Annotated in this window: 12 protein-coding genes and 1 riboswitch; of the genes, 2 read left to right on the top strand and 10 right to left on the bottom strand. The window is 43.4% G+C overall.

Annotated elements, in window-relative coordinates; all coding sequences use genetic code 11:
* Window positions 1–12: 12 nt before the first annotated feature.
* Together FPL27_RS18390 and FPL27_RS18385 are read right to left on the bottom strand one after the other, a co-directional pair.
* Window positions 13–1,077 carry a lysylphosphatidylglycerol synthase transmembrane domain-containing protein gene (locus FPL27_RS18390; protein WP_143962686.1) on the bottom strand — a complete coding sequence of 355 codons (1,065 nt, stop codon included), beginning with the start codon at window positions 1,075–1,077 and terminating at the stop codon, window positions 13–15.
* A gap of 1 nt (window position 1,078) precedes the next feature.
* Complete coding sequence (locus FPL27_RS18385; protein ID WP_143962685.1) at window positions 1,079–1,828, bottom strand: segregation and condensation protein A; 750 nt, start codon at window positions 1,826–1,828, stop codon at window positions 1,079–1,081.
* Window positions 1,829–2,007: 179 nt separating this feature from the next.
* On the opposite strand from FPL27_RS18385, the gene dxs reads away from it, so the two are divergent.
* Both dxs and FPL27_RS18375 read left to right on the top strand, forming a co-directional pair.
* Window positions 2,008–3,924: a 1-deoxy-D-xylulose-5-phosphate synthase gene (dxs, locus tag FPL27_RS18380; protein WP_143962684.1), complete on the top strand. Its 1,917-nt coding sequence runs from the start codon at window positions 2,008–2,010 to the stop codon at window positions 3,922–3,924.
* 85 nt (window positions 3,925–4,009) lie between these two features.
* On the top strand, window positions 4,010–4,828 hold the full coding sequence (locus tag FPL27_RS18375; protein ID WP_143962683.1) for an alpha/beta fold hydrolase: 819 nt from the start codon (window positions 4,010–4,012) through the stop codon (window positions 4,826–4,828).
* 149 nt (window positions 4,829–4,977) lie between these two features.
* Here FPL27_RS18375 and FPL27_RS18370 read toward each other — a convergent pair whose 3' ends face one another.
* The 8 genes from FPL27_RS18370 to FPL27_RS18335 all read right to left on the bottom strand — a co-directional run bounded on the left by FPL27_RS18370 (window position 4,978) and on the right by FPL27_RS18335 (window position 13,873).
* Complete coding sequence (locus tag FPL27_RS18370) at window positions 4,978–5,361, bottom strand: DUF2442 domain-containing protein (RefSeq protein WP_143962682.1); 384 nt, start codon at window positions 5,359–5,361, stop codon at window positions 4,978–4,980.
* Window positions 5,342–5,581, bottom strand: coding sequence for a DUF4160 domain-containing protein (locus FPL27_RS18365; RefSeq protein WP_143962681.1), 240 nt, complete (start codon window positions 5,579–5,581; stop codon window positions 5,342–5,344). The genes FPL27_RS18370 and FPL27_RS18365 overlap by 20 nt, the downstream gene beginning before the upstream one ends.
* Before the next feature lie 246 nt (window positions 5,582–5,827).
* Window positions 5,828–8,227, bottom strand: a complete 2,400-nt coding sequence (locus FPL27_RS18360) for a TonB-dependent receptor (RefSeq protein WP_143962680.1) — start codon at window positions 8,225–8,227, stop codon at window positions 5,828–5,830.
* Window positions 8,228–8,302: 75 nt separating this feature from the next.
* Window positions 8,303–8,400, bottom strand: a riboswitch (TPP riboswitch).
* A 499-nt stretch (window positions 8,401–8,899) separates the two neighbouring features.
* The gene (locus tag FPL27_RS18355) at window positions 8,900–9,958 is read right to left on the bottom strand and encodes a fatty acid desaturase family protein (RefSeq protein ID WP_143962679.1); all 1,059 of its coding nucleotides are present in this window, start codon (window positions 9,956–9,958) and stop codon (window positions 8,900–8,902) included.
* Window positions 9,959–10,166: 208 nt separating this feature from the next.
* A complete protein-coding gene (locus FPL27_RS18350; protein ID WP_143962678.1) occupies window positions 10,167–10,691 on the bottom strand; it encodes an AAA family ATPase in 525 nt (174 codons plus the stop codon).
* Window positions 10,684–11,301 (bottom strand): nicotinamide riboside transporter PnuC, encoded by a 618-nt coding sequence (pnuC, locus tag FPL27_RS18345; RefSeq protein WP_143962677.1) that lies wholly within the window; start codon window positions 11,299–11,301, stop codon window positions 10,684–10,686. Before pnuC ends, FPL27_RS18350 begins: the two co-directional genes overlap by 8 nt.
* A gap of 85 nt (window positions 11,302–11,386) precedes the next feature.
* Window positions 11,387–13,330, bottom strand: coding sequence for an OmpA family protein (locus FPL27_RS18340; RefSeq protein WP_143962676.1), 1,944 nt, complete (start codon window positions 13,328–13,330; stop codon window positions 11,387–11,389).
* Window positions 13,331–13,384: 54 nt separating this feature from the next.
* Window positions 13,385–13,873: a hypothetical protein gene (locus FPL27_RS18335; RefSeq protein WP_143962675.1), complete on the bottom strand. Its 489-nt coding sequence runs from the start codon at window positions 13,871–13,873 to the stop codon at window positions 13,385–13,387.
* Between the last annotated feature and the right edge of the window lie 58 nt (window positions 13,874–13,931).

Here is a 13,931-nt window from a genome sequence, read left to right as displayed (position 1 = left end):
CCTGGTAAAGCGCTACTTTTTGTTGCGCTTTCCTTTTTTGAAGAAAACCTGCTTGATCCATTTCGGTAAGAAAATCGCCCCCAAAATTAGATATGGATAATAGGAAAGCAGCCTCCAAAGTATGCTGGTCACAAAAGTGTATCCCGGCAAAAACTCTGCGAAAAACTGTGCGAAGAAAAACTCGGCCGTGCCGCTGCTGCCAGGGGTGGGGGACACCATCATGACAATCCACATGATGATCTGCCGAGCGAAAACGATGATGTGTTCAAAGAAATCCAAAGACTTATAAGAAGAGATCAAGGCGTTGAGCATCAGGTACCGTGCGGACCAGATAAAGACAGTGGCTCCAATTATTGACAACCAGTATTTATAACTTTTATCCTTAAAGGTCTCGCTGGCATCAATAATCTGGTTTCCATAATCATTGGCGTTGGTTTTCCATTTTCTGATGAAACGAATGGAAAATATCTTAAGTAGTATCCATTTAAAAACCCTTGGACGATAAAAAAGAGCCGCGGACATAATCAGCGTATAGACAGCATAAAGAGTGTAACTGATCCAGAAGAGGTATTGAATGCTGGCCCCCAGCCGTAATTCCATCATGCGGGTATCGGGGAAGATATGACCCTTTGCCCAAAAAAGGATGATCGGAGCTCCAATCACAAAGAAAAGGTTGTCCAAAATGGCTGTAACCATTACAAATGCCAAGGCTTTTCCTAATTTAATGCCTTCTTTATGAAGTATAAAAACCGCTACTGCCGTCCCACCAACAATGGAAGGGGTAACAGCGGAGGCAAATTCCCACAGAATAATGACATAAATGGCCCTAACCCAGGTGAGGTGTTCGTCCGAAATCTTCCGAATCCGGTACACATAGCCTGCATCCCGCATAAAAATAAAGAGTACGGCAAGCAATATTCCACCAACCGAAGCATCAAAAACACCACTCAAAGTCTGGGCATTGACGTTGGGGTCAAGGTAAAACATAAGGAAGACGATCCCAAGGCCGATAGCCACGGGAACCCAAACCTTGTTCGGGTTCAAGGTTTTAAAAATCTCCTTATTGTCTAATTTCATATTACAGTACAGGTACTTCTTCTACTTTTTCCACCCAAAAATTGTTGAAGCCTTCACCAATTTTTATCGTCACCAAAGATAACTGTAATAATTCCAAAATGGCCAAAAAGGTATAAATCACGAAGATTTTATCCGGTTTGTATGATATAAACTGAGTAAATGGAACCCTGTTGGTAAAGCTCAATTTTTCGAGCACAAAGTTCTTTTGTTGGTCGATCGTATAAGGGTATTGAATTACCGTGTGGGTGGTTTCATCGGTCCGGTTGGCATACTTGGCCATTACCCGCTGGTACACCTTGAGGAGTTTGTAAAGGTCAAGGTCCTGCATCTCGGCATCTACACTATCCACTTCGCTGAGAGACTTGAGCTCGTCGATCACATTACCCCTTGCTTTTCGGGAAAGGCGGTTTTCCTCCATGGTGGAGAGCTCCTGAATCACCGACTTGTATTTCTTGTACTCCAAGAGATGCTTGATTAATTCCTCTCTGGGGTCAATTTCCTCCCCGTCAGCATTGAGTTCCGGACGTGGGATGAGCATCTTGGATTTGATCTTCATCAGGGTGGCGGCTACTAGTATAAACTCACTGGCCACCTCAATCTCCAATTTCTCCAATTGGTGTATGTATTGCAGAAATTCGTTAGTGATCTTGGAAATAGGAATGTCGTATATATCCAGCTCATCCCTTTCGATGAAGAAGAGCAAAAGGTCAAAAGGGCCTTCGAATAATGGTAATTTGATTTCGAAACTCACTGGATATATTAAAATTGTTGTATTTTTGCCAATCTAATTGAATTCAAAGATATTACATAAAAAGAAAAATAAATATTTGACCCCGAAAAAGTAAGGTTTAAAGTTTTTTGGCCGTATGTTTGACTGGCCTGAACAAACCTTAAGGGTTTAAGTTATTTATTTCAAAAGATACCAAGTAGATGTTGATAGAACCTGGAAAATTGCTTGCCCAAATCGACAGTCCTGCCGATTTGAAGAAATTCAACAAAGATCAGCTTGTACAGATATGTGATGAACTTCGACAGTTTATTATTGACAACGTATCCGTTTATGGTGGACACTTTGGGGCAAGTCTAGGTGTAGTGGAGCTAACTGTGGCTTTGCATTACGTAATGGAAACCCCCTATGACCAGCTTGTCTGGGATGTAGGACACCAGGCCTACGGACACAAAATCCTTACCGGACGTAGAGATCAATTTCATACCAACAGACTGTATAAAGGTCTTTCAGGTTTTCCAAAAAGAAAAGAAAGCAACTACGATACTTTTGGAGTTGGACACTCCAGCACGTCTATATCTGCAGCTCTTGGCATGGCCATGGCGTCCAAATACAAAGGTGAAAAGCAGAGACAACATATCGCCGTGATCGGTGACGGTTCCATGACTGGGGGGATGGCTTTTGAGGCGATGAACCACGCCGGGGTTTCAGACACCAACATGATCATCATCCTCAATGACAATTGCATGTCCATCGATCCAAACGTGGGCGCATTGAAGGATTACTTAACCGATATCACCACTTCCCATACTTACAATAAAGTCAAAGATGATGTTTGGAAGCTATTGGGTAAGTTTAGCAAATTTGGCTCAAGTGCTCAGGAGGTTATCTCCAGCGTAGAGCATGCCATCAAATCTACCCTTTTGAAGCAGAGCAATCTGTTTGAATCTCTGAATCTTCGCTATTTCGGCCCGGTTGATGGACACGATGTAGATCATTTGGTGGAAGTGCTTAGCGATCTGAGGGATATTCCAGGACCAAAGATTTTGCATTGTGTGACCGTAAAAGGCAAGGGCTATGCCTTAGCTGAAAAAGATCAAACCAAATGGCACGCACCAGGGAAGTTTGACAAAATCACCGGAGAGATTTCCAAGAAAGTTTATACAACCCCTCAAGCTCCAAAATATCAGGATGTTTTCGGACATACCTTGGTAGAGTTGGCTGAAGAGGATGAAACCATAATGGGGGTAACCCCAGCCATGCCATCTGGTTCCTCGATGAATATCATGATGGACGCCATGCCTGAAAGGGCTTTTGATGTGGGGATAGCCGAGCAGCATGCCGTTACCTTCAGTGCCGGCCTTGCTACCCAAGGCTTAAAGCCATTTTGTAATATTTACAGTACATTTATGCAGCGTGCCTATGATCAGGTGCTACATGATGTGTGTCTTCAGAATCTTCCGGTAGTATTCTGCCTTGATAGGGCTGGATTTGCCGGAGCCGATGGACCAACTCACCACGGAGCCTATGACATCGCCTTTTTCCGTTGCATCCCTAACTTGGTGATCAGTGCGCCAATGAATGAGGAGGAGCTGAGAAATATGATGTACTCGGCCAGTAAATACAACGGACCTTATTCCATCCGCTACCCTAGAGGGCAGGGTGTGATGCCTGACTGGAGACAGCCTATGAGGGAAATCCCAGTTGGTCAAGGCCGCATCGTCAAGGAAGGCGAAGAGGTAGCTATACTTACCCTTGGTCATATAGGCAACTATGTAACTGAAGCTTCGGAATCATTAGCTAAAGATGGCCTTAATCCGGCGCATTACGACATGAGGTTCGTGAAGCCATTGGATGGGGAGCTATTGCATGAGATTTTCGGCAAATTCAAGAAAGTAGTCACTGTGGAGGACGGTTGTCTGATGGGTGGCTTTGGAAGTGCTGTCTTGGAATGGATGATCGACCACGGTTATCAAGCCCAGGTGAAAAGGTTGGGTATTCCTGATGATGTGATTGAGCATGGAGAGCAGATTCAATTGCACCGTGAATGTGGATTTGATCCTGATGGGATTGCTGAAGCAGTGAGAGCGTTGCATGAGGTAACTGTTGAGGTGAAATAAGGAAATATTGAAATATAGAAATAAGGAAATATAGAAATATTAGGGGGCCGCATCGGAAGTTGCGGTTTTCTTGTTTTAAGGGAATATGATACAGAGCGAAATAGGTTTTAAGGAAGTTGGAAACGGTCAACCGTTGATTTTTATTCATGGGTTTTGTGAGAGCAAGGAGATGTGGAAGGCGTTTGAAGAGGCTTTTTCCCCAAACTACAGGGTTCTGTGTCCCGATTTGCCGGGTTTTGGTGAGAGCCGGTGGCTGGAGGAGGAAATCAGCCTAGAGCTAGCTGCAGTCCTGTTAGAAGATTGGATGGAGGAGTTGGGCCTCGTGAAACCTATTCTTATCGGGCACTCCTTGGGAGGTTATGTTACTTTGGCCTTGGCAGAACTAATGGGAGAAAAGCTGGGGGGACTGGGATTGTTTCATTCAACGGCTTTTGCAGATGATGAGGAAAAAATCGGGATGAGAAACAGGACCTTGACTTTCGTGGAAAAGCATGGTGTGGACAAGTTTGTTTCTTCCTTTGTGCCACCATTATTTCCGGAACACCGACGGGAGGAACTGAAAGATAAAATAGACTTTGCGGTGGAACTCGCTCACAAAACTTCTTATCCGGGCCTGATGGCTTTCACCAAAGCTATGCGTGACCGTAAAGATCGCATAGATGTGCTCAAAAACTTCCAAGGACCTAAAATGATGATTGCCGGACAAGCAGATGCTGCCATAAAGCTGGAGGACAGCCGCAAGCATGAACCTATTGTGGATTTCTATTTCGAACTTCCCGAGACTGGGCACATGGGAATGTTTGAGCGGGAAGAAAAGACCATTGAGGTGGTGGGTAAGTTTCTGGATAGGTACTGCAGCCCTAGCGTCTTCTCGACCGAAGCAAAGCGGAGTGGAGAGATCTAGAAACGTACGTTAAGCTTTCATCTTCAATCTTGTAGCTTTTTACTATACTTCTACCACGCTTCCTGTATGCTAAAACCCATCGTGGACCCGAAGAGAACCCGAAAGGGAGGCGGATTGGAGCGGTAGAGGGGGTAGGGTGTAAGTAGAGGTTAGGCTACTTTAAGGTTGAATTTAAGTAGGATTTCTTCTTCCAATAAATGCTTTAGAGATATGTCTGCATTGGGAATTTCTTCCCATATAATGCCATTTCCCATGTTCTCGAAATTGTCTAAACTCAGCTTGCTTGCCTTATCCAGTGCTGGGAATTGGCTTATCTTTCGATCTATGACTGTGCCGTTGCTTAAAACAAATTGCAGTTTGTCTTTCTCTTCTAGAATAATTAGTCTGGCAATCTCAATTTGCCCCATGGCAATAGCCTGGTCTATAGTAGACATTTTTGAAGAATAAATGTCTACTTCAGCGTCCTTTTCAAATTGGTTAATAATATCCTCAATTGTGTCAAAATCAGATTTATCAGTTATTACAGTAGGCATACCATTGCTCTTTTAAGTGTGAAATGTGCTTTCTAACCAAACTCATAATTTCTCTTTTTTCTTTAACTTTAAAACCCTTAAGAAAAAAGACTTCCAAATTAGATTCGATCCAAATTTTCCCTTTACCCTCTCCTTTTTTAATATGAATATGCGGTCTTTCTTGACAATCAGCAGCGAAGAAGTAAAAAGTAAAACCGTTTTTCTCAAGTATTTTGGGCATTGTTAAAATTTAAACCATGCTATTTTAATTAAGGTAGAGAGAATCTGGTTTAGGGATTAAAGCTGTTTTTTATTTTAACAATGTCTTTCAACCAGATTGTTCCCATTTAAAATATACGCTTTTTTCTAGTTAATTGATCATCAATAATTCCAAGTATTTTTAAATTAATCCAAATATTAATGCAAAAAGGAGTTTCACTCAATTCGTGAAACTCCTTTTGAAAGAATTTTCTATTAAAATTAATCTTTAAAACCTCAAACTCACACCAGCTAAGAAATTGGTGCCGGCCATGGGGTAGTAGAAATTTTCGGTGACAAGTTCTCTGCCACCAGCTGCTTCCCCTGGGAGGAAGTAGCTGAAGGTGTAGCCGTTTGGTTCGTACAGCTCATTGAAGATGTTGTTGACTAAGAGAGTGAATTCCATTTCTTTCACAAACCTAGGGCTGATTTTGTATATGAATCTCAGGTCATTGGTGAAGAACGCATCCAGCTTTCGATTGTCATTTTGAGTGTTGTCCAGGTATTGGCTGTCCACGAACTTGGAAAGTAGTGACACTTCCAATCCTTTAATAGGCCTGAAATCGATCATGGCCGAGGCTACCACATTTGGAGAAAATGCTATGTCGGTATCTGTGTAGGTGAAGCTTTCCTGCTGGAATATCTCTGCTGCATAGTCATCCACGAATTCGGTAAACTCGGCAATCTTGTTTCTGCTGAAAGCTATATTACCACCCAAAGTCCATTTAGGGGACAGCATCACCGCACCGTCAAGTTCAATCCCTGCTCTATAACTGTTTGCTACATTTTCACGGATGTAAGCTCCCACATCATTCAGCTGACCAGTAAGCACGAGTTGGTCGTTGTATTTCATGTAATAGAGGTTAGCACCGTATTGGAAGTTTTTGTGCTGGGTACGGATACCGGCCTCGATGTTCTGAAGGTTTTCAGGTCTTGGAATCTCGATCAGGGGGCTGTCCGTAAAATCCCTCCTCACAGGCTCTCTGTTTGCCACTGCATAGGAAGCGTAAAGCGTTCTGCCTCTTCCAGCTTCATAACTGAAACCGAACTTAGGGTTGAAAAAGTGATAATTCTGGAAACCGCTAATGTCTCTCAGATCATTGTTGATCCCGACAAAACGGTAATCAATGCCCCTATACTGCATATCTCCAAAGAGGTAAAGCTGATCGACGACCTCATAGGTGGCTTTCAGGAATATATTGCGGTCATCCTTTACGGCATTGTTGTCATAATATCGATCGCGAATATCGGTGTCTCCGGCAACTCGCATCCAGATGATTTCTCCAAAGTGATCCCCATCATATCGGTTTGCTCCACCGCCTAGGATAGCGTCGAGTCGGCCATCATCGGAAATGTAATTTAGGGAGAAGGTGGCTCCATAGAAGTCATTGTCCAACCATCTTCTTCTGATGATGTCAGTTCTTTCGATTACCTGATCCCCAATCACGATGGGCTGGATGGCATAATTCTGCAAAAGACGATCATTTGGACGGAACTGCTCGTAATATCCAGCGCCTTTGGTGTAATGTAAGGCTGCATTGGCCTTCCAGTTTTTGCCCCAATTTCCGGCATAGATAAACTGGTAGTGTTGCTGCTGATAGTTATCAGTTTCGTTTTCGTAGGTGTAACTGTTGAAGGTCCTATTGGTTTGCAGAAGGCTTTCAGGCACACCGTTCCAAGCTTGGTAGGTTTGCTCAGCACCTGCGAAGACATTCATTTTGAAAACATGATTGTCTCCAAAGTATCCACCCGAAACATAGTAGCTTTTCAGGTCGGAAAAGGCTCTGTCGATGTAGCCATCAGAAGTGATCTGGGAAAGTCTGGCATCCACTGCCCAACGCTTATTCAACAGCCCTGTACCGGCTTTTACGGTATGTCTTCTGGTGTTAAAAGATCCGAAACCATTGTCGATCTCGGCGTAGCTTTCCTCCCGCTTGGTATCGGTCTGGATGTTGATGCTAGCTCCGAAAGTTGCCGCGCCATTGGTGGAGGTTCCTACTCCCCGCTGGATTTGGATGTTTTCCACCGAGGAGGCAAAATCCGGCATGTTGACCCAAAATACCCCGTGGGATTCGGCGTCGTTCAATGGTATGCCGTTTACGGTTACGTTGATTCTGGACTGGTCGGAGCCTCGAATCCGCAAGCCTGTATAACCTACACCAGCGCCAGCATCAGAATGGCTGACCACAGAAGGCGTGTAGTTGAGTAGGAATGGGATGTCTTGCCCGAGGTTGTTTTTGTTGAGTTCCTCTTTCGAGATGGTTTTGAATGTTGTAGGGGTTGTTTCCCTGGCTCTGGTGGCTGTTACAATGAACTCCTCGGTAGAAAGCAGGCTTTTCTCCAAAGAGAAATCCATTTCCTGGTCAGACTGTATATCAAGGGTTCTTCTGGTGGTTTGGTAGCCTACGTAGGAGACTCTGACGTTGTATTCCCCGCTGGGAATCCTGTTTACTTGGAAGTGGCCGATCATGTCGGAGGTACTTCCCCTTCCGGTTCCTTCCAGGATGATGTTTGCCCCTGGGAGGGATTCGCCCGTTTCGGCGTCGATAATGGTGCCGCTCAATCTGTGCTGCGCCATTGCGCTTATGCTCAATAGCATAGCGGAAAGCATGAATAAAAGCTTTTTCATGATATAATGGTGATAAACTGTTGCCTTTCGGCATTTGGTTAAACATAGGAGCAAACCAAGGGGAGGTCGCTCCACTTTCTGTAACCGCTCATTTCCCTTCGCCGGTACTACCCGTATCAGGTTCAATGGGTATGATCTCAGCCCGTTATATTAGGGCACCCCTTTAATTATGGTGCAAAGGTAAGGATATAATCAATATGGGCAATAGAAATAAAAATGTAGGGGATTGGGAATTAGGAATTAAAAATTAGGGACACGGAATTCAAAATTCAATTGGACTCAATGGGCACAAAGAAAAAAATAAGGGCACAAAGGCTCCGACGCGGATAAAGAAAATGGGTCACTAAGTAGCACCAAGTTCAAAAAAGTAACACAAAGAATTGAAAATTAGGAATGGGGAATTGGGGAATACGGAATTCTCTATTTATTCAAAATCCAATGGGCACAAAGGACGCAAAGAAAAAATAAGGGCACAAAGGCTACATCGCGGGGGAAAGAAAAGGGTCACAAAGTCGCACCAAGTTCAAAAAGAAGTCGCACAAAGGGTTGAAAATTAGGAATGGAGAATGAGGGCCATGGTAATAAAAAAAGAAAGTCGCACCAAGTTAGATTTAAAACTTTGTGCGACTTCTTTAAAACTTTTTCGACTTTGTGGTCAATTTTTTTTGGGAATTAAGCTGTTCCCAGAGCTTTTAGGTGATAGTAATGGGAGGCGAATGCCTGTCTCAATCTTGAGTGTTCCAGATAAGGTACCTGATACTCCTGACATACATCTTTGATGATCTTGCTGATAGCAGGATAATGTATGTGGGATACTTTTGGGAAAAGGTGATGCTCCACTTGGAAGTTCAATCCTCCTACTAGCCAAGTAAGCACCTTATTGTTGGTAGCAAAATTGGCAGTGGTTCTCAGTTGGTGAGTAGCCCAATCATCCTCAAGCTGTGTTCCCTTATTAATTGGAAAGATTGTTTCTTCTACGGAATGTGCCATTTGGAAAACTACGCTTAAGAAAATACCAGTAGAAAAACCGAATAACAGGAAGCCTACCAACCAAGGGAGAAAGCCTAGCAGATAGATCGGTAGAGCTATAAACAAAACTGCATGCACTAGCTTAAATGCCCAAAATGAAAGATGGTCGCTAGTTTTCATTTTCTGAATGGGAGTGATACCGACTTTGCCGGTGACATATTTTTTGTAATCTGTTACAAATACCCAGTAATGGTATAATAAGCTGTAAGTCAAAAGGAAATAAAGATGCTGATACTTATGCATGCCATATCGCTTCTGTGCGGGGCAAAGCCTCAAAAAAGGTCTGGCATTCATATCATCGTCTACACCTTCAATATTAGTGTAAGAGTGATGGACTACATTATGTTTGGTCTTCCACATGAAGACATTGGCGCCAAGGAAATTGATCGACACACCGGCCAGGTTATTCAGCCATTTTTGATTACTGAAACTACCGTGGGCACCATCGTGCATGACATTGAAGCCAATAGAGGCTGCCAGGCCACCAAGTACGATGCTCTCCAGAAGAGCGATCGGCCATACAGGAGTAAAGAATAACAAGTGTATGTAAACAGCTACAAAGGAAAGGGTCAAAATAATCGCCTTGGTATACAACTGACTGTTTCCCGTCTGCTGTAGATTATTGTCCTTGAAGTGGCTCTGAACACGAGATTTCAATGCCTGATGAAATGGTGTTGATTTTTGGAACTTTGGTTTTAACATAAAGAGGTGATGAAATTCTAATTTATTTTGGCCACTGAAGCGCTGCCGTATTAGGGAGGGTACTTTAATAGCGTATAAGCAAATATAAGCTTTTTAATTTTTTACAAAACACGGAATAATGATAAATGGTCAAATCCCGAATTTTTGCTTTCTTTTTTGTATTGCTTTATTTACTCAACAGTTACATTGATAATTTAATTCATAAGCCTTATCCTTTTTCATAAAAGGCTTGGATTATTTTAATAGCCTTATCCAGCCTTTCCTTTTTACTGCCGGAGATAAGGGAATAAGGGACCTTTGTTTGCTTAATTTTCTTTGCATAAAGCTCAAAAAAATAAGCTCGCATCTCGGGATCCGGATGCTCACGCTGGGGATCTTCCTCCCAAGGCATATCTATATCCGTGAGAAGGTATAGGTCATAGGGCCTATTTTTTATGGTATCAATAATCCACTTATCCGTTTGCCCATACTTGTGCTTACTCCACACGTCTATTACCATTAGATTAGTGTCACAAAAAAGGAGGTTTCGGGCTGCATTTTCCAAACGGTTTTCTTCTCGGATCTGCCCTTTGGCAATCTCAAGTAAGTCCTCATAGAGGTAATCCCGGCCAATTCGATCTATGTACTCCCGGGCATATTCTGGCACCCAAGGTTCACCAAAATATTCCGCCAGCCCTTGAGCAAGGGTGCTTTTTCCGGTGGATTCAGGTCCTATGATGACAACCTTAAGCATAGATGGGTTTTTTGGCAGCTTTCATCCAAGCGATCAAACCCAATATAGCCAATACGGTAAAAACCATAAACTGAAAAGAAGTTAAGATAAGCCCCTTATGCCAATAAAGTGGCACCGATACCAAGTCTGTGATGATCCAGGCTATCCAGTTCTCCACCTTCTTCTTTGCCATCAGCCACATGCCCACAAATGCGGAAGACGTGGTGAAAGAATCCCAATAGGGGACGGTGCTGTCCGTGTAGTTTGAAAGGACCAGATAAAGGGTTAAGTAAGATGCTGCGAATATGGCTACAGAATAGAATATACCACTTTTCTTTAGGTAAGTTACGGGTCGCTCCTCGCCTGTGGGTGTTGGCTTACTCCAAACGTACCATCCATAGATGGACATGGCTGTATAATAAAAATTAATCCCCATGTCGGCATATAGCCCAACTACCACGGTGATATAGATGTATATCAGGGTGCTGATGATGCCTGTAGGGAAAACGAGAATATTCTTTTTGATGGAATAAAAAACGCTAGCTACGCCAAAAAAAGCCGCTACAGCTTCCAATAAGGTTGTTTGCGCCAAACCCTCAAGTATGCCTTCCCATATGTATTGCCAATCCATGGGCCGAATTTCAGTTTAATTTATGATAAAAGAAAAAAACCGCTCCAATCTGAAGCGGTTTTCTTTAATTAATTAGCTGAAGTTATCAGTCCTCAGTAATCTCAATAACCTTAAACTCTGTCCTTCTGTTCATCTGACGTCCCTCTGGGTTATCGGAACCATCAGGGTTTTCATTAGGTGCTATTGGTTGGGATTCCCCGTAGCCTCTAGCCACGAGTCTTTCTCTAGCTATACCTTGACTGATGATGTATTCCACAGCGGATTCAGCTCTTCTTTGGGATAGTTCCTCATTGTAGGATTCCGAACCACGGCTATCAGTATGTGAGCTAAGTTCGATACGGATGTTTGGATTGTCCTTCAGGATTTTCACCAACTTATCCAACTCTTGTGCAGCGTCTGGTCTGATCTCAGCCCTGTCAAAATCATAGTAGATATTCTCAAGCACAATCGCTTTTTCCAATACCAATTGCTCAAGTACCACAGTGGTGTCCAACGTAATATTGGTCACATCCTGGATCAATTCACTTTGGTCAGGGGTTTTACCTTTGGTGGTGAAAGTGATACTTTTGGTGAAGTATCCGTTTTTTGAAGCTATGATGGAGTAATCCTGCTCAGGTGAAAGCCTAAACCTAACCCGACCCTGCTGGTTGGTGTTGTCTCCACCTACCAGCTTGCTGTTTTCATCATACATGGTGACCCTGGTCTGCGGCAGGATTTCCTGAGAACCGTCGTCTTTTTGCTCTTTTGTGGTCAAATTAAGCATGAAATTGACCACCTTGGGTTTGGGGGTCATATCCTTGAAGTAGTAAATATCATCATCACCTACACCACCTTCCCTATCGGAAGTGATAAACCCTTCTTTGGGGTAATTGGTGAAGAATATTCCAAAATCATCAGCTGTGGTGTTGATATTATCACCCAAGTTTTTCACCGTATAGCCATTGTCTGCAGGTTCGGCTACAAATAGGTCAAGTTTGCCATATCCGGGGTGTCCGTCGGAGGAGAAAAAGAAGTTACCATTAGCTTCCTCGCGGGGGAACATCTCATTTCCGGGAGTGTTGATCTCCGGGCCCATGTTTTTGATATTGCCAAAGTCTCCGTTGGCCAGCACAGTAGCTTTATAGATGTCAATTCCACCAAATCCTCCCGGCCGGTTTGACGCAAAATACAAGGTCTTGCCGTCAGGGCTGAATGCAGGGGTGGAGTTCCAATAGGTGGTTTCCTCGTTGAGGTTCATGTAGATGGGTTCCGTGAAAGATGCTCCACGAAAATAGGATGCATATAAACTGACTTCCGGCTGGTCCCTTCTATTCGTAGTGTTGCCTCTGGCATATACTATGGTATTTCCGTCTGGGCTGATGGCGATGGCACCTTGATTGAGCCCATCCTCGTTTCTGAACTCAGGCATGGGCTGTATGCCTTGCACATCCACGTTGACCCCATCTGCCCGGGTTCTGTAAAGCTTGGTGTAAGACTGTCCAGTGGCTTGGTAAATTCCGCCACCACCTCTCGAACTGGTAAAGTAAAGGAAGTTCTCGCTTACAATTGGCGCATAGTCAATTCCGCGGCTGTTAAGTAGTTCGTAATTTTCAAGTTGATGGTTGGGGAAATATGGTTCGATATTATCGAGTTTCTCCAAGTTAGCAATTTCACGCTTTGAGCGGTTTTCCAATGAATCGTTAAATGTTAATTCGGCTGCTTTAGAAAAAGCCTCTTTTGCACGGTCGTATTCCCCTTGACCTTTCAGTCCTATGCCTTTCTTGAAGTAATTTTCGGCGGTGGAGTCCAGCTCTACCAACTTTTCATAGTACGGTACGGCTTTTTCGACCCTGTTTGAAAGCCGGTAGCTCTCGGCCACGATCCGGTTGGCCTCCAAGTTGTCAGGGTCTTTTTCCAGAATTCTTGAAAAAGTATTGATGGCTAGCTGGTACTCACCGGCCTGGTATTGGGTTGTGCCTTTCTTGTCCAAACTCGTACAGGCACCCAGAATTACTGAAAATAATAGGATAAAAAGATAGCTATGCTTCATCGGTGATAATCAATGGGTAAAATGTGCAGAACTAATATAGGACATATTTTAAAATTAATTGTCAAAAAATCTGTTTAACCAACTTTCCTTTGCAGGCAAAAGCCATTTTTGCTGCAAATCCTGCTTTCTGTCCATGATCGGATTGAACACCAGTGTCTCTTTGGCAATGTTTCCGGAATGGATTTCCTGCTTCACCTTGGGCAGGCTACTAATGGCCACATCTTCCTGTTCCAAATAGGATACTTTTCCTTGATTAAGCAGGTCTACACCTAGTTTGGACTCGATTTCCTTAAGTGTCCTCACCGAACTGTCAATCGAGCAACCGCTCGCGCCCAGCTGGGATTGGTCCACGGAAAGTATGATAAATTGATCATACTTAATGTCAAAGCTTGTGGGCATCTTGCGCCCATGGGTGTTCCAGTTTTCACAAAAAGCGGAAAGGGTATTTTTGATATATTCTTTTTCTTCCGGTTTAAATTTTCTGTCCGACAGGTAAATCCAAATCCTGGCGTCCTCCGGCATTTGATCAAAAGGTAAGTACATATGGAATCTTTATAGGTTAATCAGATTAAAACAAAAGCCTCTTTTTTCTAAACGAGAA

The organism is Litoribacter populi (assembly GCF_007483685.1).
In the GTDB taxonomy this organism is placed as follows: domain Bacteria; phylum Bacteroidota; class Bacteroidia; order Cytophagales; family Cyclobacteriaceae; genus Litoribacter; species Litoribacter populi.
This window is presented reverse-complemented; position numbering and strand designations above follow the sequence as displayed.

Excerpts from the sequence above, each read along its gene's own strand:
- FPL27_RS18350 (WP_143962678.1), bottom strand. The coding sequence starts at position 10,691 with ATGCTTAAGGTTGTCATCATAGGACCTGAATCCACCGGAAAAAGCACC.
- FPL27_RS18355 (WP_143962679.1), bottom strand. The coding sequence starts at position 9,958 with ATGTTAAAACCAAAGTTCCAAAAATCAACACCATTTCATCAGGCATTG.
- dxs (WP_143962684.1), top strand. The coding sequence starts at position 2,008 with ATGTTGATAGAACCTGGAAAATTGCTTGCCCAAATCGACAGTCCTGCC.
- pnuC (WP_143962677.1), bottom strand. The coding sequence starts at position 11,301 with ATGGATTGGCAATACATATGGGAAGGCATACTTGAGGGTTTGGCGCAA.
- FPL27_RS18390 (WP_143962686.1), bottom strand. The coding sequence starts at position 1,077 with ATGAAATTAGACAATAAGGAGATTTTTAAAACCTTGAACCCGAACAAG.
- FPL27_RS18370 (WP_143962682.1), bottom strand. The coding sequence starts at position 5,361 with ATGCCTACTGTAATAACTGATAAATCTGATTTTGACACAATTGAGGAT.
- FPL27_RS18340 (WP_143962676.1), bottom strand. The coding sequence starts at position 13,330 with ATGAAGCATAGCTATCTTTTTATCCTATTATTTTCAGTAATTCTGGGT.
- FPL27_RS18375 (WP_143962683.1), top strand. The coding sequence starts at position 4,010 with ATGATACAGAGCGAAATAGGTTTTAAGGAAGTTGGAAACGGTCAACCG.
- FPL27_RS18335 (WP_143962675.1), bottom strand. The coding sequence starts at position 13,873 with ATGTACTTACCTTTTGATCAAATGCCGGAGGACGCCAGGATTTGGATT.
- FPL27_RS18360 (WP_143962680.1), bottom strand. The coding sequence starts at position 8,227 with ATGAAAAAGCTTTTATTCATGCTTTCCGCTATGCTATTGAGCATAAGC.
- FPL27_RS18365 (WP_143962681.1), bottom strand. The coding sequence starts at position 5,581 with ATGCCCAAAATACTTGAGAAAAACGGTTTTACTTTTTACTTCTTCGCT.